The sequence below is a fragment of the Legionella sp. PC1000 genome (assembly GCF_014109805.1).
GTDB lineage: Bacteria > Pseudomonadota > Gammaproteobacteria > Legionellales > Legionellaceae > Legionella > Legionella resiliens.
Genome location: NZ_CP059400.1, coordinates 3,495,001 through 3,515,798, shown reverse-complemented (window position 1 = coordinate 3,515,798; position 20,798 = coordinate 3,495,001). Strand labels below are relative to the sequence as shown.

Here is a 20,798-nt window from a genome sequence, read left to right as displayed (position 1 = left end):
GCAGATCTTCTGGCTCCCGCGGACAAGTCGTGGGGCGGGACGTCGGGGTAGATCTGGGTTGGTTTTTCAGCGATGTCTAGATGCTTCAGTTGGAAGCAACCAAGCTACATTGGTTGGGGGGTTATTTATCTTTATTCTTCTTTTTTAGATCTTTTTTCACCCAATTAATTAATCCACCCTCACGAAGCAATTCGATTTGACGTTTTGATAAGGTTTGTTGAACTTCCACATCTTTATCATTGATTTTTATTCTGAATGTCTCTTTCTCCAGAATGTCAGGCAATTTCTTGATTTCAACGACATCATCTAATTCAATTGCATCGTAATCTTTAGGATTTTTAAAAACTAAAGGCAAAATGCCAAAATTGATTAGATTTTGCCAATGAATGCGGGCAAAACTTTTGGCAATGACTATTCGTAAACCCAGATAGCGGGGAGCTAAAGCGGCATGTTCTCGGCTAGAACCTTGTCCATAATTTTCTCCGCCTATAATCACATGACCTTTTTTATTTTTTTCCGCACGCGCAGCATAGTCTGCATCGATATGAGTAAAAGTAAATTCACTAATTTTAGGAATATTACTCCGATAAGGCAAAACTTTTGCCCCAGCGGGGGAAATTTCATCCGTTGAAATATTATCCTCTACTTTAAGTAATACGGGTATTTTCAATGAATGAGGCAATGGTTCAAATTCAGGCAAGGTTACGATATTGGGCCCTTTCACTAATTTTATTTTTTTTGCTTCGGATAATGGAAGGGGTCCTTCAAAGCATGCCTGATTTAATATCCTTTTTTTGGGTATTTTTATTTTAGGATAAGGCATATCTAAAGTTGTAGGATCAGTAATTAATCCGGTCAATGCAGATGCGGCTGCAGTTTCTGGACTACAGAGAAAAACCTTGTCTTCATCAGTGCCCGAGCGCCCGGGGAAATTTCTTGGTACCGTACGTAAACTGTTTTTTTCTGTTGCAGGAGCCTGCCCCATCCCAATACATCCATTGCATCCTGCCTGATGAATGCGAGCACCTGCGTGAATCAGACTTCCTAAATAACCATCTCGTACTAATTCTTCTAAAATAGTTCGGGAGCTTGGATTAATATCAAATGAGACATTGGGGTGAACGGTTCGCCCTTTTACTATTTCGGCTGCAATCGCAAAATCCCGATAACCAGGGTTAGCTGAGGAGCCGATATAGGTTTGATAAACATCTTGGCCTGCTATCTCGGAAACTGGAACCACATTTCCTGGGCTCGTAGGTTTCGCAATCAGTGGTATCAGTTTGGATAAATTGATTTCCACATGTTCATCATACGCTGCTTTTTTGTCTGCTTTTAATTCAATCCAGTCTCTTTCGCGACCTTGACTTTGCAAGAATTCTTTTGTTATTTCATCCGAAGGAAATACTGTAGTAGTTGCTCCTAACTCAGCGCCCATATTGGCAATCACGTGGCGATCCATAGCACTTAGATGTTTTAAACCCTCTCCGTAATATTCAAAAATGTAACCCACACCGCCTTTTACATCGTAACGACGTAACATTTCCAGAATAACATCTTTTGCACTCACCCATTGGGGCAACGATCCGGTTAGATGAATGCCCATAACTTTGGGCATTTTTATATATAATGGATAACCTGCTATAGCCATTGCGACTTCCAATCCCCCGGAACCAATAGCAATCATTCCTAAGGAGCCCGCAGCACAGGTATGACTGTCTGACCCGGTTAATGTTTTACCCGGTTTTCCAAAATTTTGCATATGTACCGCATGACTGATCCCATTTCCAGGGCGGCTAAAATAAAAACCAAAACGTCTTGCTGCACTTGCAAGAAAGAGATGATCATCAGGATTTTTATTGTCTTCTTGGATTAGGTTGTGGTCTACATACTGAACGGAAATTTCAGCTTGAGTTTGTTCCAGACCTATTGCTTCCAATTCTAGCATGACCAGGGTACCTGTCGCATCTTGGCAAAGAGTTTGGTCTATTTTTAAGGCAATCTCTTTCCCTGGTTCCATTTTTCCCTCAAGAAGATGTGTTTTGATAATCTTTTCAGTCACATTCATAGCTATTTTCTCCATGAGAACAGCTGATTGTTTAACTATAGCATAGTGAGATAAATACACTTAAACAGATATCTAGGGTGAGGAAAAGCACGATTATGGTAATGCAATAACGATAAAAATAGATACTTTGTTACATTACGAAGGATGGGCTAGACTTCAATTTGAAGGATCGGTTTGGAGGAGTATGGTATGAACTATGATGATCGGTATCAAGCTGGCCGTGTTCTAACTGATTCGCTAAAGAATTATGCGAAGCGCACCGATGTAATTGTGTTGGCATTACCTCGAGGAGGTGTCCCCGTAGGCTATGAAATTGCGACCAAGCTATCGCTCCCGCTTGATATTTTTATTGTTCGTAAGCTAGGTGTCCCTGGACATGAAGAATTGGCTATGGGTGCTATTGCTTCTGGAGGGATAACCGTTTTAAATGAAGAAATAGTCAACTTATTACATATACCCCCAGAAGCGATTGATAAAATTCAAAAATCCGAACAGGAAGAATTATTGCGACGCGAACGGGTTTATCGGGGCACGAAACCCTCTCCGGAATTATCGGGGAAAACCATAATTCTTGTGGATGATGGTATTGCAACTGGCTATACCATGCGTGCGGCAATTGCAGCATTGAAACAAAAAAAACCAGCAAAACTTATTGTCGCAATTCCAGTTGCTGCACGCTCGACCTGTGACGAAATCGCTCCATTAGTTGACGAGCTCATTTGCCCAATGCGCCCAGTAAGCTTTTATGCTGTAGGATTGTGGTACAATGATTTTTCACAAACGACAGATGATGAAGTGTTGCAGTTGTTACAACAAAACTAACGATATCACAAAACTTATCCTACACTTTACCTCCACTACTGACGTGCAGAAGTGCTTTGTACATCATTTGAAGATAATATTTTTAATAATTCATTGTATTTTTTCTAAATTTAAGTAGGGTATGTTGACAATTCATCCATAGTCTAAGTCCTGCGACTTGTTCGCGGGATCAAGGCCATGGAGAATAAAGCTGCAATGTCTGATTATTAAACCAGATCGATCATGTATTCCGCGAACAAGTCGCGTAACGTAGGTGAGAGGGACTAAAAGATGAGCGATTTAACCAATACAATTATTTTAATTACAGGGGCTTCCAGCGGAATTGGTCAGGCTTGTGCTCGCTTGTGTGCCAAGCATGGAGCTCGATTGATACTCAGTGCTCGCCGTGTCGAACGGCTCGAGGCTTTGGCAAAAGAGTTGGGTCAACAATACGGAGAGGAGCATTACGTTTTGCCTTTAGACGTATGTGATCAGGACCAAGTTAAGAAACAACTGGGCTCTTTACCCAGTCAATGGCGTTCTATCGATGTCTTAATTAATAATGCCGGTTTGGCATTGGATAGTTTGCCTTTGCAACAGGGAATTGAAGCACATTGGGATGTCATGATTGATACCAATATTAAGGGCTTGCTTTATGTAAGTCGTACTTTGATTCCCGGGATGCTAGAGCGCGGACGCGGTCATGTAGTGAATATCAGTTCTGTTGCGGGACATGAATGCTATCCGAACGGTAATGTTTATTGTGCAACGAAACACGCAGTACATGCTATTTCAAAATCAATGAGACTGGATATGCTGGGAAGGCCGGTTCGTGTTACTGAAATCGCTCCAGGGGCAGTAGAAACTGAGTTTAGTGAAGTACGATGGAATGATAAACAAAAAGCAAAAGAGTTTTATCAGGATTTTCAACCCTTATTGGCTGAGGATATAGCAGATGCCATTGTATATTGTATTACTCGTCCACAGCATATGGATATCGAAGAAATGACGATTATGCCAACGGTGCAAGCTTCTGCAAATCATCTATTTAGAAATAAGGAATAAGTAAAGTTTGTGCAAAAAACATACACTCCATGGTCTCCATGGTCTATTATTTAGATATATAGGTAATGACTCTTCCTGACTGAACCATTTAATAATTACAGGTTGGGAGGTTGTGTTGGAGAGTGGTGTGCAAGCCTATGAAGTTGATGGGAAGCCTTAAGCTCTGCATAAACCTCCACAGTGAATAATGAAACAGGCTCAGGAGACGGGAAGTCGTTGCCTGTATTTTATTAAGCAAAATAAATAAAAAAGTAATCATTTTGATTAAAATATGAACATATTGTATACTTAATCTACGCTGATTAGATTCGTAATAAGAGCCAGGAGGCTATTATGAAAAAACTAATTATTTCCGTAGTCTTAAGTATCCCTTTTTTCTTAACTGCCTTGCCCATTTTTGCAGCATTCCCTTCAGCGCTTGAGAGTCCAGCTCCTAGGACAGATGCCTCGTCTATTAATAATTTACCCAAAACAGCAAATTATGCTTCTTGGCATCACTGGCATTATTACTAATTTTTAAGATTCAGTCTATTACGTATCAATGAATAGGAAGATATCATGAACAAATTAATATTTGCAGTGACGGTGTTAGGCACCATGTTGTTAGTAACAGGATGTGGCAGGGATCGGGTTTATTACACTCCAACTTATACTACTCCAGTTTATACTACTAAGACTTACTACGCGCCTGCTACTAAAACCTATACGAAAACTTACTACACTACTCCCGCTGCTAAAATCTATACTAAGACCTACCCCGCTGTTAAAACCTATTACACTCCAGGCTATGCTAAGACCTATTATACTCCAGCCTATACTACTCCTGCTTACACCTATAGTGTTGGGTATCAGACCAGCCCCTATTGGGACATAGATTATTATAATGATAGCGATGCTTATTATTATGGCTATAATGATTTAGGTAATGTGGGTTATTGGGGTATGTATAATACTTATCAGGTTTATTAATTGAAGAGCCTGGGTTCATCAGGTTCATTGAGCGATCCTCGTGGCTAGGCTGCGAGGATCCAATAAACTGTATAGGGTAAGGGCTAAGTCCCTATTAGGGGGCGAATGTATTTGGCGTTATTCTTTCGCACGAGAAACGTACTCGCCTTTACGGGTATCCACTTTAATTAACTCGCCAGTTTGGACGAATAAGGGAACGCGTACTACAGCTCCGGTTTCTAAAATGGCTGGTTTTCCACCGCCGCCAGAAGTATCGCCTTTCAAGCCAGGATCGGTTTCCGTAATTTCTAAAACCACGAAATTAGGGGGTGTAACTTGTATTGGTTCATTATTCCAAAGAGTTACGATACAAATATCTTGTTCTTTTAACCATTGTGCTGCATCAGCGAGTACTTCTTTGCCTAAAGCATATTGTTCGAAATTATCAGGAACCATAAAATGCCACAGCTCGCCATCGTTATAAAGGTATTGCATTTCCATATCGGCAACATCAGCAGAAGGTAAGGTTTCATTCGATTTGAACGTGCGCTCTACAACTCGGCCTGTTTTCAAGTTACGGATTTTAATGCGGGTAAAAGCTTGGCCTTTTCCGGGTTTTACGAATTCACAATCGAGAATAGTACATGGGGCGTCATCAACCATTACTTTCAAGCCATTCTTTAATTCATTGGTGCTATAAATTGCCATTAGTGCTCCACAGTTGAGATTTTGCTTCGTTTTAGTTAAAGTTCGCACAGTTTATCAAGTCTGTGTAATTAATGCGAGATACCTCTTTAAGTTGGCAAAAAAATTTGGCACAAGGTTTTGCTTCAGTAACTGAATTATTAACTTTTCTGGAGCTGCCCTCCTCTATGGGAAATTTATATGCCGAAAAGCAATTTCCCAGTCGTATTCCTCTGGGATTTGCTAAGCGCATGCAAAAACGAAATCCTCGTGACCCTTTATTGCTTCAAGTTTTAGCTTCTGAATCCGAATTACACATGAGAGAGGGATTCGGTGTAGACCCCTTGGATGAGCGCAGTACTAATCCAATCCGAGGACTAATTCATAAATATTACGGCCGTGTTTTATTAACCTTGACTGGTGTGTGTGCCGTGAACTGTAGGTATTGTTTCCGCAGACATTTTCCTTATCAAGAGAATAATCCTGGTCGCAATGGCTTTAAAGCAATTTGTGATTATCTTGCACAAGATACCAGTATTACTGAGGTGATTTTAAGTGGCGGCGATCCTTTATTGGCATCCGACTTGGTGCTCTCTGAGCTAATCCAACAATTGGAAGATATTCCTCATTTGCATACATTGCGTATTCATACACGAATTCCTGTGGTTTTTCCTGAACGGATTGAGCAGGGTTTGCTTTCATTATTAAAAACAACTCGATTCAACAAAGTTATTGTACTGCATTGCAATCATGCACAAGAGCTTGACGATTCGGTGCGACAAACACTTAATGATTTACGACAAATAGGATGCCATTTGTTAAATCAAACTGTTTTATTAGCAGGAATAAATGATGATGCTCATATTCTAGCTGATTTAAGCCAGGCCTTATTTGCATACGGCGTTCTGCCTTATTATTTACATCGATTAGATAAAGTAAAGGGAGCAGCTCATTTTGATTTGCCTTTCGCTGCAGTACAAAACATTTATCAGCACCTACAACATCTTTTACCAGGATACTTAGTGCCACGCTTAGTTTGTGAACAACCAGGAAAATTAAGTAAAACACTATTAATTTAAATATACTATTAACACTGTATTTACTTTCTTTTTCCTAAAAAAATTACCGTAAAATAGCTTTTATCCAAAATGGCAAAAATTATGAAGAGATCACGAATGAACAAATTACCTATCTTAAGTATTGGAGATTCTGTGGAAATCATTGCACCTGCGTCTCGCAGTTCGGATAGCCAATTGCTTGGATTAAAAGAGTTATTAGAGTCTTGGGAATTAAACTGTATTGTTCAGAAGGATATTTTTGCTCCCGATTTATTATGTGCGAATACGGATGAAATGCGTTTTACCCATCTTAAAAATGCCTTACAGAATCCTAAAACAAAAGCAGTAATTTGTGTCCGTGGTGGCTACGGCTCCACGCGCTTAATCCCCAGATTGGCAGAAATTCATCCTCCAGATGCGGTCAAAATATTTATTGGAATAAGTGATGTAACCTGCCTTCATCTTTATTTACAACAGCATTGGGGTTGGCCAACAATTCATGGTGCTGCTGCGCCTGATAAATTTTCTAAAGAGACGATTGCAGCAGTGAAATCTATTTTATTTGGGGAGGCGCCGATTCAATTTACCGGATTAATCCCAATGAACAGGCATGCACAAGAAGATGGTTTTATTAAATCCCATGTGACTGGCGGCAACTTAGCAATAATTCAGTCAGGAGTAGGAACATCTTGGCAAATCGATGGCCGAGACAAAATTATTTTGCTTGAAGAAATTGGCGAGCGAGGATACCGTGTTGATCGTATGCTGGAACATTTAAAACAAGCAAGCCTTTTTTCCCATGCTGCTGCAATCATACTGGGAGATTTTCTTGAGGGCGATGAACCGAATGGTTCTTCTTTGGTTGAGCCAGTCTTACAACGTTTTGCTGAAAGCTGTCCTATTCCAGTATTAAGAATTGCAGGAATAGGACATGGTCCGATTAATTTTCCCATTCCTTTTGGCACCGAGGCGCATTTACAATTAGGGAAAAAGGCCCAGTTAACGTGTTTTCGTTAAGAATGTAGCTCTGGGCGAAGGAAATAAAATGCCCTGGATTCCGCGCTTTACGCGCGGAACCCAGTCCGGCCTTCATGTTGGGTGAGGCAACAGGTCATTGTGCACAGATTAAATCACTTGTCCCTCATCCTGGTAGAGGTTAATAAGTTTTTCCTGGGCACAATTATTTCCTTGGGTTACAGGCTTATAACTGCCATCACTTTGCATTTCCCACGTGTTACTGTTGTCTTTGAGGTAGTTTTTAATGATTTCTTGTTTGATTCGTTTTTTGCAGTTTTCATCAAGAATTGGAAACATAATTTCAATACGATGGTATAAATTTCTTTCCATGAGATCAGCACTAGAACAAAAATAATATTCTTCTTCGTGAGTGCGAAAGTAAAATACCCGATGATGTTCTAGGAATCGCCCGATATAGGAAAGCACGCGTATGTTTTCTGAAATACCAGGAATTCCAGGTTTAAGGCAACATACCCCACGCACAAGTAAATTTATTTTAACTCCTGCTTGTGATGCCTTATATAAAGCTTGAATTATGGTTTTATCCGCTAACCCATTTACTTTAAGGAGAATTTCCGTGTCTCCTTTTTTTAATGCGGCTGCAGTGCATTGTTCGATGTATTGCAGCAGTGTTTTTTGTAACGTAAAAGGTGAGTGGCTTAGCGCTTTGAGTTTAACTACTTTGCCAAGGCCAGTTAACTGTTGAAAAATGATTTGGATATCGGAAGTAATTGTAGGCTCACACGTTAATAACCCTAAATCAGTGTAACGTTTTGCGGTGTATTCATGGTAGTTTCCCGTACTTAAATGGACATAACGCTTGAGTTTCCCATGAGCACGTCTGACAACCAGGGTCATTTTGGCATGAGTTTTATACCCTACAACACCATAAAGCACAAGAATTCCTGCGGCATGTAAACGATTTGCCAATTTCAGATTGGATTCTTCATCAAAACGAGCCCGTAGTTCAATAACGGCAGTAACTTCTTTGCCTGAATGCGCCGCATCCACCAAAGCATCAACCATTACTGATTGGGAGCGTGTACGATATAAAGTTTGACTGATCGCCAGAACATTAGGATCGCTCGCTGCCTGCCGTACAAAATCAATAACCACTTCAAAGCTTTGGTACGGGTGATGCAGCAGAATGTCTTGTTCGTCAATGACATTAAATAAATTACGTTCTGACTTTGGAAAGCTGGGATATTGTGCTGTAACAGGTGGGTAATTCAAATCCGGTCTCTCAATGCTGTTAATCGCAGTTAAATGACGTTGGATGTTAACTGGTCCATCACAATAATAAGTATCTTCATGACGTAAATGGTATTTTTGCAATAGGAAATCCACAATTTTTTCTGGGCAGTTTTTTTCAATTTCAAGTCGAACCACATGGCCATAATGACGGGAAAAAATCTCGCGTTGTACGGCTTTGGCCAAATCATCAATTTCTTCTTCTCGCAAAAACAGATCACTATTTCGAGTAAGACGAAAAGAATAGCAGCCGCTAATCTCCATCCCTGGGAATAAACTATTCACATGGGTAATAATAATGGAGGAGAGATGAACAAAATAATGGGCATCGCCGCATAATTCTGAAGGCAAATGAATAACCCTGGGAATCGATCTTGGAGCATGTACTACCGCATAATTAATATTACGATCAAAAGCATCTTTACCACTTAAAGAAATAATAAAGTTTAAACTTTTATTAATCAGTTGCGGTAAGGGATGCGCCAAATCAAGAGCGATTGGGCTAATTACGGGTTGAATCTCATGTTTAAAATAATGTTTTGCCCACAAGTGAATGTCGTCAGTCCATTTTTCGGTATCAAGAAAGTGAATATTTTCCTTACTCAATGCCGGGAGAAGCTGTTTATTAAATATGGAGTAAAGCTGATCTATGAGTTTATGTGTTTTTTGGCTAATCTGACTAAATGCTTCATCAGGACGTAAACCATCAATCGTTAATTTTCCTGAGGAGAGGGCAATTTTTTCTTTAAGTCCGGCAACGCGTATTTCAAAAAACTCATCAAGGTTACTGCTGCAGATGCTAAGAAAACGCATTCTCTCCAGTAAAGGCACACGCTCATCATTAGCCAACATAAGAACTCTCTGATTAAATGCAATAATAGAAAATTCTCGATTGATATAATATTCTGGATTATCCAACACTGTTTCCAAGGGAGCAACTCCGTTTATTTTTTATAATATTAGGGTCTTACATTCTTACTATCTTGGCCAAAATGGCTTGATTTTCTGTTCTCCTTGCTTAATACTCCCTGTATGCTGCGTCGCTCGGTGTTCGAAAATCAAGCCATTTTGACTCAAGCTGGCGAAATGGAAAGCCCCTGGATTTAATAGGCCATGTTACTATTTTAGACCTTAACGAACCAGAAAAAAACACACTGCTATAAAACCTATAAAACCATAAAAGGGTGATAAATTCCAAAAGGTTAAAGCGAGAAAAAATACAAAACAACACAGTGCAATTGGAATAGAAAAATACATACCAACGACACCTTGAGCAACTGAGTAACTGGCTGCAGCCAGTAATGCCAATGCACCATATTGAACTCCAACCATTATTTTCCGCATTCCGGGTCCATTATGACTGGTCAGCCAATGATAGCCTGCTAAGGCCATTAATAACCCTGGTAAATTAAGGCTAAGCACAGCAAGAATCAAACCGGTGATTCCAGCAGCTTTATATCCTATAAGGGCAGATAATTTGACTCCGGTTAATCCTGGAAAAATAAAAGTTGAACCAACCATGGCAATGAACTCTTCCTGTCCAATCCACTGTCGATACTCAACAGCTTCATATTCCAATAGTTTTAACATGGAATTACCTCCCCCTAGGGAAATAAGACCAATTTTTCCAAAGCTTAGAATAATCGCGAACAGGGTATTTATCATAATTGCATTAAATTTTTCAGGAAAGCTACATATTCGCAGGAAACAGGTTCATCCAGCAAGTGCTTGGAAATCGTCTCTACGAGCTGGAGTGATTTTCCTTCAATACATACGCTAAAATAAATTTTTTGAAGTACTTCAAGGCGGGCAAGCTCGATTTTCACTTTTGGTTCTGTTGGAAATTTATAGATAAGTGCTTCCTTTTTAACAAAAATTTCGATGCCTTCATCTTCAACTTGCTGGATCATTTTCTGTAGCTCTGGGGGGAGAACTTGGTCTTGAGTTCGTTCAAGAGTTATTTTACGGCCATAACCAACAGCATGATTTATTTGTTTAAGTAATGGCTTATAAAGTAACTGATCTCGGCGTTTCTTGATGTTGTAGTTTTGTCCAGGCAGTAAATAATAATAATCTTCTCGAATTTTCTGTTTATAATTAGCTAACTCGAGTAATGCATTATCAATAGTGTTTAAAATAATTGCTTCATCATCCGGCCAAAAATAACGAATTTCCCATTTTAATTGTTCGTCTTTTTTATCCACAAAATGAGCCAAGGGTAAGCTTGCTTTTGGGGCAAATTCGAAATTCCAGACTAAGCGTTGGTTCGTGCTCAATTGCTACTCGCAAAATAAAGAGTATATACTACAGCTTTATTATACAAAGCAAGGAAGGTATTGATATTATGGCCATTCTGTTCTTTTTAGCATACTTGATATTTACCCTAATTGTTCTTTATAGAGCAATGAACCCGTTAGTTTGGGAACTGGGTAGTGTCTTTTATTTAATTGTAGCCACATTTGCTATTGGTTTGCCTTGGGTTATTGGCTTCTTACTTTGGCTTGTGATTATTATGGCCTTACTTGTCGTGTACCTTGAACCCCTACGAGCAGTGATTGCGGATTACCTTTATAAGAAAGCCGGAAAATCGATTCCTAAGTTATCAAAAACTGAGGAAGAAGCGCTTAACGCCGGCGATACCTGGTTAGAACAAGATATTTTTACGGGAAAACCAGATTGGGATAGATTAGCGAACGTCAATACGGAGCTTACTGGAGAAGAACAATTATTTCTTAATAATGAAACGCACACCTTATGCAGCATGATTGATGAGTGGGAAATTAGCCAAACACGTGATTTGCCCGAGCATGTTTGGAAGTATATGAAGGATAACGGTTTTTTTGGTTTGGTGATCCCAAAAGAATATGGCGGTAAGGGATTTTCTGCGCGTGCGCACTCTGATGTGGTAATGAAAATATCCAGTCGTTCAGGTGTTGCTGCAGTAACTGTTATGGTACCTAATTCATTGGGTCCCGGCGAATTAATTAATTATTATGGTACAGAGGAACAAAAAAATCATTACTTACCCCGCCTTGCAAAAGGTATTGATATCCCCTGCTTTGCCTTAACTGAACCTGGTGCAGGCAGTGATGCAACCTCCATTCAATCAACTGCGGTCGTCATGAAGAGGAAAGTTGATGGTAAAATGGTACTCGGATTAAACATTACTTTAGACAAACGTTGGATTACGTTAGCACCAGTAGCAACGTTAATTGGTCTTGCAGTCAATGTGAAAGATCCCGATGACTTGTTGCAGGGTGAAGGAGAAGAAGGGATTACTTGTGTGCTGATTCCACGTGATACCAAAAATCTGGAGATAGGCAACCGCCATTTACCCTCTGATCAACCATTTATGAATGGAACTATTCGTGGGAAAGATATTTTTGTGCCTATAACAACAGTGATTGGCGGTCAGAAACGAATAGGTAGTGGATGGCAAATGTTGGTTGAATGCTTGTCCATTGGGCGTTCGATTTCTTTACCTGCACTGGGTGCTGGTTCTTCCTCTTCTTGCTATCTCGCAACCGGTGCTTTTGCACGTGCGCGCTGTCAATTTAATGTAGAAATTGGGCAATTTGAAGGAATTGAAGAAAAACTTGCAGAGATCGCGGGATTAAATTATTTGATTAATTCAAATCGATTATTGACGGTTGCTGCTGTAAATGAGCATAAAAAACCTTCAGTAGCTTCTGCAATTGCTAAATACTTTAACACCGAACTGGCACGATTAGTGGTTAATTCATCTATGGATGTGCATGCTGGCCGGGCTGTTGTAGTGGGGCCGCGGAATTATTTAACTAATTTTTATAACGGTGTTCCTATTTCCATCACTGTGGAAGGGGCAAATATAATGTCACGAAACTTGTTAATTTTTGGGCAAGGATCTATGGCATGTCACCCCTACATACGCGATGAGTTTTATGCTATTTCCAATCAGGATAAAACAGCATTTAGAGAGGTTATCTGGAAACATATCCATTATTTTATGCAAAATTTTGCCAAAGCAATTTGTTCCGGATGGACTGGGGGGATATTTATTTGTGCACCCAAGCAAAAAATGAAAGGTGAATATAAACGACTAGCACGTCTGAGCCACGCTTATGCATGGCTTGCAGATTTATCTTTGATTGTGCTGGGAGGAGATTTAAAACGCAAAGAACGCTTATCAGCGCGTCTTGCTGATGGGATGTCTTATCTTTACATGGCAATGGCGGTTTTGCGCAATGTGCAATTGAATAATGAAAATCCTGATGATCTCGTACATGCTCGCTGGGCAGTGTCCTATTGTTTCTATCACGCACAAAGAGCGATGATCGCATTGTGTTATAATTTCCCCTCCCGATTTTTGGGGGGACTCGCTCGTATATTGGCATTTCCTTTGGGGCAGACTATGCGCTATCCCGCCGATAAACTCGAGCAAAAATTAGCACGTTTGATGACCACGAATAATCAATATCGTGATCGGTTGAAGGACATCGTTTACCTAAGTGGTGACCCCAAACAACCAATAGATAGAGTGGAGCATGCGTTACAGCAAATCATTCAAACAGATGATCTTGTTAAAAAGACCGGTGATTTAAGACGGGTTAAATTTGGTAAATTAAGGGAAAAATTAAAAGAAAAGGTTGAAAAAAAGGAATTAACTCAAAAGGAAATGGATGCCTTACTTGCAACCGAAGCCGCACGTTGGGATGCTATTTTAGTTGATGAGTTCACCTTTGAGTCAATGAAAAAGCAATCGTTTCAGTCAGTGATTGATGAGATTAAATCACCATTTATGCCTGGAGATGCTTCTTCCTAGAAGCATTCCCATGGTGACGCCGTTTTTTAGCCCTGAAAGTTAGCAGTGTCTTCAGGGCGATAGCCAAAAAATACAAATTGTTCGTTTTTTCTTGTATTTTACACATTTTTAACGGGTGAGCTAAAAAGCTGTTTTTCCGTATGCAACGCCAGTTTGCTATAATAAAGTCAATACATTAAGCCGAATTCGTGAGAGAGATTAATTTATGTCTGCACCTGCACCTGTAGTATACGATGAACCTCAAGTAGCATCCCCCGAAAAATATAAGAAGAAAGCGTTGCCACCTCGAGATGATCTTTTAAAAGCAATGCAATCTGCGGAGAGGTCACCGGAGTTGGCACGATATTTAAGGCAACAAGTTCATCAAATAGTTGAAAACTCAACCCTCTTGAATAAAAGTCCAGAGTCAAAAGCACTTGCGCAACAAGTACTGAAAGCAGTAGAAGAATTTACTCAATTTGTGGAATATAAATTTTCGCAAGAATCACAAGTTTGGTCTGGCATACCGCCTAAATCTTCTTTCGATCAAATGCAGACTAAAATTGCAGAAAAAGCCGGTGCTACGATATCTGAAAAGAATTTTCCAAGTATCCGATTCGATTATGGGATCAGCAAAGAGGGTCATTTTGTTCGTGGATATGGTTCAACAGAGAAAGGGGCTCCTCCATTGGAAGAGGAAACAGTTGATTCTTTAGACCGCTTGTTTAACGCATGGTTAGCTAATAATCATCAAGTAATCACTAGAGATGGTTTTTTCTTTAAGAACGAGAAGGGCGTAGAAAGACAACTGACTGGAGACGAAGTAGAGGCGATAATGGCAGATTCCGCAAAAGAATTTAAGGAATATTTGAAGCGGAGCGGCGTTGAATCCGAACTCGTATCTCGACAACGTGAATACCCAGGCGAACATCGATTGGAAGAAACCAAGAAAGCTGCTGCTCAGAAAGCTGTAGATACGCTAATTAACGAGGAAGCTAAACTGGAAAAAGAAATGCCAGAACCCGAACAAGCTCAAAATGTTGGGCCGGCTTCTTAATCAGCACTTTTGCACGACCGGCTGGTGCAGCGAGAGCAAAAAAATTGGCCTTGAGCATTAAAGGCTTTGGCTGCACCGTATTCACTGCTAAATTTAAATCTTATTCACTGCGTGGAGTCTTTCTAGAGTTCCTATATCAAACCAGAGGCCATCATAAACACTGGCAGTTACTTTATTTTGTGCTGCATATTGTCGAATTAAAGGCGCGACGGAATAGCGCCCTTGCATACATGGTGCAAATATCTGAGGATGGTAGCAACAGATTCCTGCAAGAGTATATTCTGGATTCGTGTTGCTTAATTGAGTTTGATTAATTAACCCGAAGTCGCCATGATGATTAAGCGCAGGATTTTTATTTACCAAAATCACATGGATCGAATTAATATATTCCAGGGGTATTTGCGAAAAATCAAAATCTGTATAGATATCTGCATTGATGGTAATAAAAGGTTTAGTCCCTAGTAGTGGAAGTGCGTTTACGATACCACCACCTGTCTCTAGTCCTCCAGGAGGCTCGGGTGAGTAACAAATTTCAATTCCCCAACGTGTTCCATTTCCTAAATGTTGACGAATTTTTCCTCCAAGGTAAGCATGATTGATCACGACTCGTTCAAAACCTGTTTTTGCCAAATTCATTACATGATGCTCTATCAAAGGCTTTTCTTTAACCATGCACAAAGCTTTTGGTGTGACTTCAGTAAGCGGTTTTAAGCGATCACCGCGTCCGGCGGCTAATATCATAGCAGTTTTCATGGTAGATAAACTCTCATTTGCAGAAATTGGAAAAATGGGCGTAATTCATCATAAATTTCTGTACATTCAAGTACATATTTTAGGGTTAAAGGTAAATCTTTAAGGTATCCGGGTTTGTTATCTCGTAAATGCAAACGACAAAAGATTCCTAAAACCTTTAAGTGCCTTTGTAAGCCACAAAGATCAAATGCACGAATAAATTCAGACAAAGAATAATTTTTAGTCAAAGAACTTTGTGTGTAGAAAAATTCAACCCATTCTAAAACCTTACTTCGTGGCCAGGAAATATAACAATCTTTAAGCAAAGAAACCAAATCATAAGTGAGGGGACCACGCATTGCGTCTTGAAAGTCAATAACCCCCAAAGTTGATTCTGATTGGTTTCGTACAAGCATCAGATTGCGAGAGTGATAATCACGGTGAATAAAGGTTAATGGTTGCTGGGCTACCTCTGCGGCAATCCATTCCATAGTTTGTTGGACTAAATTGCGTTCATCCTGATTGAGTTCCAAGGCAAGATACTCATTAAAAAACCATTCAGGACATAAATTCATTTCTTTAAGCATATGGGATTTATCAAAGGGGGCAAGGAACGGATCACTAATTGGGCACGTTTGAATTTTAAATAGAGTTTTTATGGCATCATGATAATGATCATCCACTGTTTCAGGATGAAGCGCATTCAAAAGAAGTTGATCCCCCAAATCACTTAATAATAAGAATCCATTTTCTAAATCCATCGCAAGAATTTTGGGAGTATGAACCTCCGCGTTCTCCAGAGTTTGCGCAATATGTATAAAAGGGCTGAGATCTTCTTTTCCAGGAGGTGCATCCATAATCACGCGAGTGAGTCCGTTGTATTGAAGACGGAAATATTTTCTAAAACTGGCATCTCCAGCCAAAGGAGCTAACTGAAAATCGTCCAGTTTTAGAGTATCAATTAACCATTCTTTCAGTGCGTTTTCTCTTGCATGCATGGTATACTTCCCCATCATTATTTCTGGTTGTAACTTATAACTAAGATCACTTCGCTCATTTATTGAGAGAATAAAGAAGCGAGTTGCGGATGAACTTTTACCGCAATAATCTCATGCGAGTATGGCGATCAAAAGTGATTAGTTACATATTTTTGTGCATAATAAGGCATTTTATTATCCGTGAACAAGATTTCATTCAAATGGTTCTTGATGAGCATATTTACGACCTTATTTATTTTGCTCATGGTAATTTATCATGCGTTGGCCTACTCCGCCTCTTTGATTGATGAACCAGTTCAAGCGTGTGTTATAGCACGTGATGTTGATTTAACTGATGCAGTAAGAGCAAAGTTTGCCCAATGTTTGGGGTGGCAAGCAGATCAAAGTTCTCCTATTTGCCTTGGCTCCTATCAACCCCTTACGGTTACACCTCTGGCTTCACCTGATGAAATAAGGATTATGGCGGATCGAGTTTCCTTTTATCAAGATAAACCGTCCACTTTGAAAGGACATGTGGAAATCCAGCAAAACCAGAGAATAGTCAATGCACAAACTGCATATGTATATCGAGATCCCCAAAGCAAGCAAATTACAAAAATCGAGTTCCTGGGTGATGTACGTTATCTGGAACCTGATAAATTATTGATTGCTCGTAAGGCTACGATAAACCCTCAGGATAAATCGGGTCAAACTGAAGATGTCATCTATCGTTTTAATACCAATAAACGTACTGCCATATTGCCTGCATGGGGAAGGGCTGGTTTAATGCAGCGCTTTCCTAATTCGGATTACCTATTGCGTCAGGCGACTTACACTACATGCGCCCCGCAAGATAAAGCCTGGGATCTTGAGGCTAAATCAATTGTTATTGATAATAAGAAAAAGATGGGCGTTGCCAGAAATGTTACATTACGCATTCGTGAACATCCTGTTCTTTATGTGCCCTATTTAAGTTTTCCTACAACTAAAGAACGTAAATCAGGCTTTTTAATGCCTTTGGCAGGATATTCCAATGTAGGTGGTTTTGATTTAGGACTCCCTTATTATTGGAATATTGCACCTAATTATGATCTGACTTTAACCCCGCATCTTTATACTAAGCGGAATGTTATGTTAGGTGGTGAGTTCCGGTATTTAACTACGAACAGTGCTGGAATAATTGTTGGGAACTTTTTGCCGGATGACGCTGCTTACCGAAATTTTTTGAACAGCCATGCTGAGCAATTTCCTTCTTTTAACGATAAATCAACAAATCGGTGGCTTTTCGGTTTTCTTGATACGACACAATTTACTCCCAATTTACGCTTAAATGTGAATGTTCAACAAGTTTCTGATGATTACTATTTTCAGGATTTTAGTTCTAATTTAGCTCTGATTACTCAAAGGCAATTATTGCGTCAAGCTGATTTAACCTATTCAACAGAGCATTGGACTTTTAAAGGTATGGCCCAAAGTTTTCAAACCTTACACCCAATTAATGAGACACCTATTGCTGATCAATATGAACGGTTGCCGCAACTATATGCTCACGGCTATTATTATGAATTGCCCGGAGAGGTTAATTTAAATATAACCGGGCAGTATGATCAGTTTTTTTGGCCAACATCAACGTTGCAGGATCCAATAATAGGAATGACCCCGGGGCTGATTCCAGGAGTAGAAATGCCACAAGGTCCCCGATTTCATTTTAATCCGGTACTTTCTTCACCCCAACGAACTAATTGGGGATTTATTACTCCATCAGTAGAGTTTGTAGAAAATTATTATCAGGTTCGGAACGATTGGCATGATAAACACACTGAATATAATCGTTTTATTCCACGTTTCGGTGCTCATGGTGGTTTATTTTTTGATCGTAATTTTAATTGGAAGGGGAGCTCGTATACGCAAACCTTAGAGCCCAGCTTATTTTATTTGTATGTTCCTTATTATGATCAAAGTCAGCTGCCTATCTATGATACGGCTAATATGATTTTTAATTTTGATCAACTTTTTAGAACCAATCGTTTTTCAGGGTTTGACCGAATCGGTGATGCCAATCAATTAACTTATGCATTGACTTCCCGTTGGTTGTCAGAAGAAACGGGTGCTGAGCGTGCGAGCTTTTCTATTGGCCAAATCAAATATTTTACGAATAGAAACGTACAGCTGTGTCGTAGCCTAACTGGTTCTTGTATTGCAAATCCGTTGGAAATTGGACAATTGTCCCCGTTTTATGGTGTTTCACCTATAGCGTCGCGGGCAGTTTATCATTTCAACCCCGCCTTGAAAATTTTGGGTGATTATGTATGGGATCCTGCCACCTCTGCGACAAACAATGGCGGATTGAATTTACATTATCAACCGAAACAAAATGCAATTATTAATTTGGGTTACAGTTACTTAGTTAATGGAGATGTGACAAAAGTTAGGAATGATGCAGGAGTAGATAACTCGTTGCACCAAGGATTAATTTCTGTTTCTTGGCCAATAAGTGATCGATGGAGCACTATTGGTGCATACAGCCATAACATAAGTAAAGATTACAGCATGATGTCTTTATTAGGGATACAATATGATAGTTGTTGTTGGGCAGCACGAATTTTAGGAGGAAGAACGTTTAAGAGTTTAAATGCTGAATTCTTGCCTCAATATAATAACAATATCTATTTGCAAATTTTATTAAAAGGCTTAGGATCAGTAGCAAATAGTGATCCTGGTAGTGTATTGAATACTTATATTCCGGGATATGATGATCCATTTCGTCGTTAAACCAAATAATGGTATAAAGTGAAGCGAAGTCGCTTGTGTTTTGGATAAAAATAACCTAAATTGCTCGAAAAAAGTAATAAGGATTAAGGCATGTATAAAAAAATAACCCTTGTATGCATATTGTTTGCTGCCATTGGGGTCTCAGAAGCAAAACAATTATTGGATAAGGTGGTTGCTGTCGTTAATAATGGAGTAATCACTTCAAGTGAACTCAATAAACAAGTTGAGTTAACAAAAAAACAAATTATTGCACAAAAAATGCAAGTTCCAGCGGATTCAGTATTACGTAAGCAAGTACTTCAGCACTTAATTGATGTGAATGTGCAATTGCAAATGGCAAAACAACATGGCCTTACTGTAGATGATACCGAATTAAATCAGGCGATTGAAAAAATAGCAGTAGCAAACCATGCTACTCTGACCCAATTACGTGAAGAAATTATTAGACAAGGAATGACTTGGGAAGAATATAGAGAAAATATTCGTAAAGAGATACTTCTTTCTAACTTACAGCAAAAAGCAGTAGGAAGAGAGGCTGCGGTTACGAATGAACAAGTTGAGCAATACCTTAAAACAGAAGGAACAATTGTCAATCGTTCTGCGCTCACCTATCATCTTCAAAATATAGTTATTCCATTAAACGAGGAACCTACACCTGAAGAAGTAAAAAAAGCTAGAAGCACCGCCGAATCTTTGTTGAAAAAGATAAAAAAAGGTGAGGACTTTAGCCGTTTGGCTATAGAAAATTCCAGTGGTGAATTTGCATTGGAAGGGGGGGATTTAGGTGACCGTCATTTAGCAGAGTTACCTGAATTATTTGCAAAGGAAGTAGTGAATATGAAAGCGGGACAAGTAGCTGGCCCCCTACGTGCAGGTAATGGATTTCAGTTAATTAAACTGGTATCCATTGGCGGAGACAATCAACATCATGTCATTACTAAAACACATGTTCGCCATATTCTGTTAAAGCCTGATCCAAGCATGCTTCCAGAAGACTCAAAGAAACAAGTGAATAATATTTACCAGCAGCTAAAAGCAGGGAAGGATTTTGCACTCATGGCAAAACAATACTCCTTGGATTCAGCCAGCGCGGTTAAAGGTGGTGATTTGGGTTGGGTGTCGCCAGGAATATTAGTTCCTGAGTTCGAGAAAGCTATGGATAAGCTGGCTGTAAATGAAATTAGTCCTCCTGTAAAATCACAATTTGGCTGGCATCTTATTCAAGTGCTTGGCCGTAAGAAAGAAGATGATTCAGAAGCTTTTAAAAAGCAGCAAGTGCGACAGTTTTTACAACAACGGAAGTTTGCTGAAGCAGTACAAAATTGGCAGCAACATATACGTTCGGATGCTTATGTTAATATTGTTGACAAGGAACTGGCGTGAAGCCACTCCTCATTAGTAGCGGAGAGCCAGCAGGAATTGGTCCTGATTTGTGTTTGGCTCTCGCAAAGTATGATTTCCCCATTGTGATATTAGGGGATCAGGCGGTATTGGAGGCAAGAGCGAAAGAATTAAATTGTTCCATTTATTTTAACCCATACCAAAGCGGACAAGAGATCAAACCGAAACATGATCATTTAACAGTGCTTTC

18 protein-coding genes (1 of these 18 running past the window's edge) are annotated in these 20,798 nt (G+C 39.6%); 11 read left to right on the top strand and 7 right to left on the bottom strand.

What is annotated here, in order from left to right:
* Positions 1-121: 121 nt before the first annotated feature.
* Positions 122-2,065: an aconitate hydratase gene (locus tag FOLKNPGA_RS15480; protein WP_182350722.1), complete on the bottom strand. Its 1,944-nt coding sequence runs from the start codon at positions 2,063-2,065 to the stop codon at positions 122-124.
* 189 nt (positions 2,066-2,254) lie between these two features.
* Here FOLKNPGA_RS15480 and FOLKNPGA_RS15475 point away from each other — a divergent pair, with 189 nt between their 5' ends.
* The 4 genes from FOLKNPGA_RS15475 to FOLKNPGA_RS15460 all read left to right on the top strand — a co-directional run bounded on the left by FOLKNPGA_RS15475 (position 2,255) and on the right by FOLKNPGA_RS15460 (position 4,900).
* A complete protein-coding gene (locus tag FOLKNPGA_RS15475) occupies positions 2,255-2,887 on the top strand; it encodes a phosphoribosyltransferase (protein ID WP_182350721.1) in 633 nt (210 codons plus the stop codon).
* A gap of 270 nt (positions 2,888-3,157) precedes the next feature.
* Complete coding sequence (locus FOLKNPGA_RS15470) at positions 3,158-3,931, top strand: SDR family NAD(P)-dependent oxidoreductase (protein WP_182350720.1); 774 nt, start codon at positions 3,158-3,160, stop codon at positions 3,929-3,931.
* Between the two features lie 333 nt (positions 3,932-4,264).
* Entirely contained in the window at positions 4,265-4,444 is a 180-nt protein-coding gene (locus FOLKNPGA_RS15465; RefSeq protein WP_182350719.1) for a hypothetical protein, read from the top strand.
* A gap of 45 nt (positions 4,445-4,489) precedes the next feature.
* Positions 4,490-4,900 carry a hypothetical protein gene (locus FOLKNPGA_RS15460; RefSeq protein WP_182352906.1) on the top strand — a complete coding sequence of 137 codons (411 nt, stop codon included), beginning with the start codon at positions 4,490-4,492 and terminating at the stop codon, positions 4,898-4,900.
* Positions 4,901-5,017: 117 nt separating this feature from the next.
* Here FOLKNPGA_RS15460 and efp read toward each other — a convergent pair whose 3' ends face one another.
* The gene (efp, locus tag FOLKNPGA_RS15455; RefSeq protein WP_182350718.1) at positions 5,018-5,587 is read right to left on the bottom strand and encodes an elongation factor P; all 570 of its coding nucleotides are present in this window, start codon (positions 5,585-5,587) and stop codon (positions 5,018-5,020) included.
* Positions 5,588-5,658: 71 nt separating this feature from the next.
* Between efp and epmB the strand changes: the two genes are divergently transcribed.
* Positions 5,659-6,642, top strand: coding sequence for an EF-P beta-lysylation protein EpmB (gene epmB / locus FOLKNPGA_RS15450; RefSeq protein ID WP_182350717.1), 984 nt, complete (start codon positions 5,659-5,661; stop codon positions 6,640-6,642).
* A 96-nt stretch (positions 6,643-6,738) separates the two neighbouring features.
* On the top strand, positions 6,739-7,638 hold the full coding sequence (locus tag FOLKNPGA_RS15445; protein WP_182350716.1) for an LD-carboxypeptidase: 900 nt from the start codon (positions 6,739-6,741) through the stop codon (positions 7,636-7,638).
* Positions 7,639-7,746: 108 nt separating this feature from the next.
* Here the strand turns inward: FOLKNPGA_RS15445 and ppk1 are convergent, their stop codons facing one another.
* From ppk1 to FOLKNPGA_RS15430, 3 genes are all read right to left on the bottom strand, one after another.
* Positions 7,747-9,819 (bottom strand): polyphosphate kinase 1, encoded by a 2,073-nt coding sequence (ppk1, locus tag FOLKNPGA_RS15440; RefSeq protein ID WP_182350715.1) that lies wholly within the window; start codon positions 9,817-9,819, stop codon positions 7,747-7,749.
* A gap of 201 nt (positions 9,820-10,020) precedes the next feature.
* On the bottom strand, positions 10,021-10,554 hold the full coding sequence (locus FOLKNPGA_RS15435) for a chromate transporter (RefSeq protein WP_182350714.1): 534 nt from the start codon (positions 10,552-10,554) through the stop codon (positions 10,021-10,023).
* Complete coding sequence (locus tag FOLKNPGA_RS15430; RefSeq protein ID WP_182350713.1) at positions 10,551-11,165, bottom strand: hypothetical protein; 615 nt, start codon at positions 11,163-11,165, stop codon at positions 10,551-10,553. The genes FOLKNPGA_RS15435 and FOLKNPGA_RS15430 overlap by 4 nt, the downstream gene beginning before the upstream one ends.
* A gap of 68 nt (positions 11,166-11,233) precedes the next feature.
* Here FOLKNPGA_RS15430 and FOLKNPGA_RS15425 point away from each other — a divergent pair, with 68 nt between their 5' ends.
* Both FOLKNPGA_RS15425 and FOLKNPGA_RS15420 read left to right on the top strand, forming a co-directional pair.
* The gene (locus tag FOLKNPGA_RS15425) at positions 11,234-13,690 is read left to right on the top strand and encodes an acyl-CoA dehydrogenase (protein WP_182350712.1); all 2,457 of its coding nucleotides are present in this window, start codon (positions 11,234-11,236) and stop codon (positions 13,688-13,690) included.
* Positions 13,691-13,895: 205 nt separating this feature from the next.
* Positions 13,896-14,726, top strand: a complete 831-nt coding sequence (locus FOLKNPGA_RS15420; RefSeq protein ID WP_182350711.1) for a hypothetical protein — start codon at positions 13,896-13,898, stop codon at positions 14,724-14,726.
* 93 nt (positions 14,727-14,819) lie between these two features.
* Here FOLKNPGA_RS15420 and murU read toward each other — a convergent pair whose 3' ends face one another.
* Both murU and FOLKNPGA_RS15410 read right to left on the bottom strand, forming a co-directional pair.
* Positions 14,820-15,479, bottom strand: coding sequence for an N-acetylmuramate alpha-1-phosphate uridylyltransferase MurU (gene murU / locus FOLKNPGA_RS15415; RefSeq protein ID WP_182350710.1), 660 nt, complete (start codon positions 15,477-15,479; stop codon positions 14,820-14,822).
* Positions 15,476-16,456: an aminoglycoside phosphotransferase family protein gene (locus tag FOLKNPGA_RS15410; RefSeq protein WP_182350709.1), complete on the bottom strand. Its 981-nt coding sequence runs from the start codon at positions 16,454-16,456 to the stop codon at positions 15,476-15,478. The genes murU and FOLKNPGA_RS15410 overlap by 4 nt, the downstream gene beginning before the upstream one ends.
* A 210-nt stretch (positions 16,457-16,666) precedes the next feature.
* Between FOLKNPGA_RS15410 and FOLKNPGA_RS15405 the strand changes: the two genes are divergently transcribed.
* From FOLKNPGA_RS15405 to pdxA, 3 genes are all read left to right on the top strand, one after another.
* Entirely contained in the window at positions 16,667-19,207 is a 2,541-nt protein-coding gene (locus FOLKNPGA_RS15405; RefSeq protein ID WP_182350708.1) for an LPS-assembly protein LptD, read from the top strand.
* Between the two features lie 90 nt (positions 19,208-19,297).
* A complete protein-coding gene (locus tag FOLKNPGA_RS15400) occupies positions 19,298-20,590 on the top strand; it encodes a peptidylprolyl isomerase (RefSeq protein ID WP_182350707.1) in 1,293 nt (430 codons plus the stop codon).
* On the top strand, positions 20,587-20,798 hold the 5' end (the start) of the coding sequence (gene pdxA / locus FOLKNPGA_RS15395) for a 4-hydroxythreonine-4-phosphate dehydrogenase PdxA (RefSeq protein ID WP_182350706.1). The gene runs 763 nt beyond the window's last position; only the first 212 of its 975 coding nucleotides appear in the window; the start codon lies at positions 20,587-20,589; its stop codon lies beyond the right edge, outside the window. The genes FOLKNPGA_RS15400 and pdxA overlap by 4 nt, the downstream gene beginning before the upstream one ends.

Coding starts and splice junctions, on each gene's coding strand:
- FOLKNPGA_RS15475 (WP_182350721.1), top strand. CDS start 2,255: ATGAACTATGATGATCGGTATCAAGCTGGCCGTGTTCTAACTGATTCG.
- FOLKNPGA_RS15460 (WP_182352906.1), top strand. CDS start 4,490: ATGAACAAATTAATATTTGCAGTGACGGTGTTAGGCACCATGTTGTTA.
- FOLKNPGA_RS15400 (WP_182350707.1), top strand. CDS start 19,298: ATGTATAAAAAAATAACCCTTGTATGCATATTGTTTGCTGCCATTGGG.
- FOLKNPGA_RS15480 (WP_182350722.1), bottom strand. CDS start 2,065: ATGAATGTGACTGAAAAGATTATCAAAACACATCTTCTTGAGGGAAAA.
- FOLKNPGA_RS15410 (WP_182350709.1), bottom strand. CDS start 16,456: ATGCATGCAAGAGAAAACGCACTGAAAGAATGGTTAATTGATACTCTA.
- FOLKNPGA_RS15420 (WP_182350711.1), top strand. CDS start 13,896: ATGTCTGCACCTGCACCTGTAGTATACGATGAACCTCAAGTAGCATCC.
- FOLKNPGA_RS15470 (WP_182350720.1), top strand. CDS start 3,158: ATGAGCGATTTAACCAATACAATTATTTTAATTACAGGGGCTTCCAGC.
- FOLKNPGA_RS15405 (WP_182350708.1), top strand. CDS start 16,667: ATGAGCATATTTACGACCTTATTTATTTTGCTCATGGTAATTTATCAT.
- FOLKNPGA_RS15465 (WP_182350719.1), top strand. CDS start 4,265: ATGAAAAAACTAATTATTTCCGTAGTCTTAAGTATCCCTTTTTTCTTA.
- FOLKNPGA_RS15425 (WP_182350712.1), top strand. CDS start 11,234: ATGGCCATTCTGTTCTTTTTAGCATACTTGATATTTACCCTAATTGTT.
- epmB (WP_182350717.1), top strand. CDS start 5,659: ATGCGAGATACCTCTTTAAGTTGGCAAAAAAATTTGGCACAAGGTTTT.
- efp (WP_182350718.1), bottom strand. CDS start 5,587: ATGGCAATTTATAGCACCAATGAATTAAAGAATGGCTTGAAAGTAATG.
- FOLKNPGA_RS15445 (WP_182350716.1), top strand. CDS start 6,739: ATGAACAAATTACCTATCTTAAGTATTGGAGATTCTGTGGAAATCATT.
- FOLKNPGA_RS15435 (WP_182350714.1), bottom strand. CDS start 10,554: ATGATAAATACCCTGTTCGCGATTATTCTAAGCTTTGGAAAAATTGGT.
- murU (WP_182350710.1), bottom strand. CDS start 15,479: ATGAAAACTGCTATGATATTAGCCGCCGGACGCGGTGATCGCTTAAAA.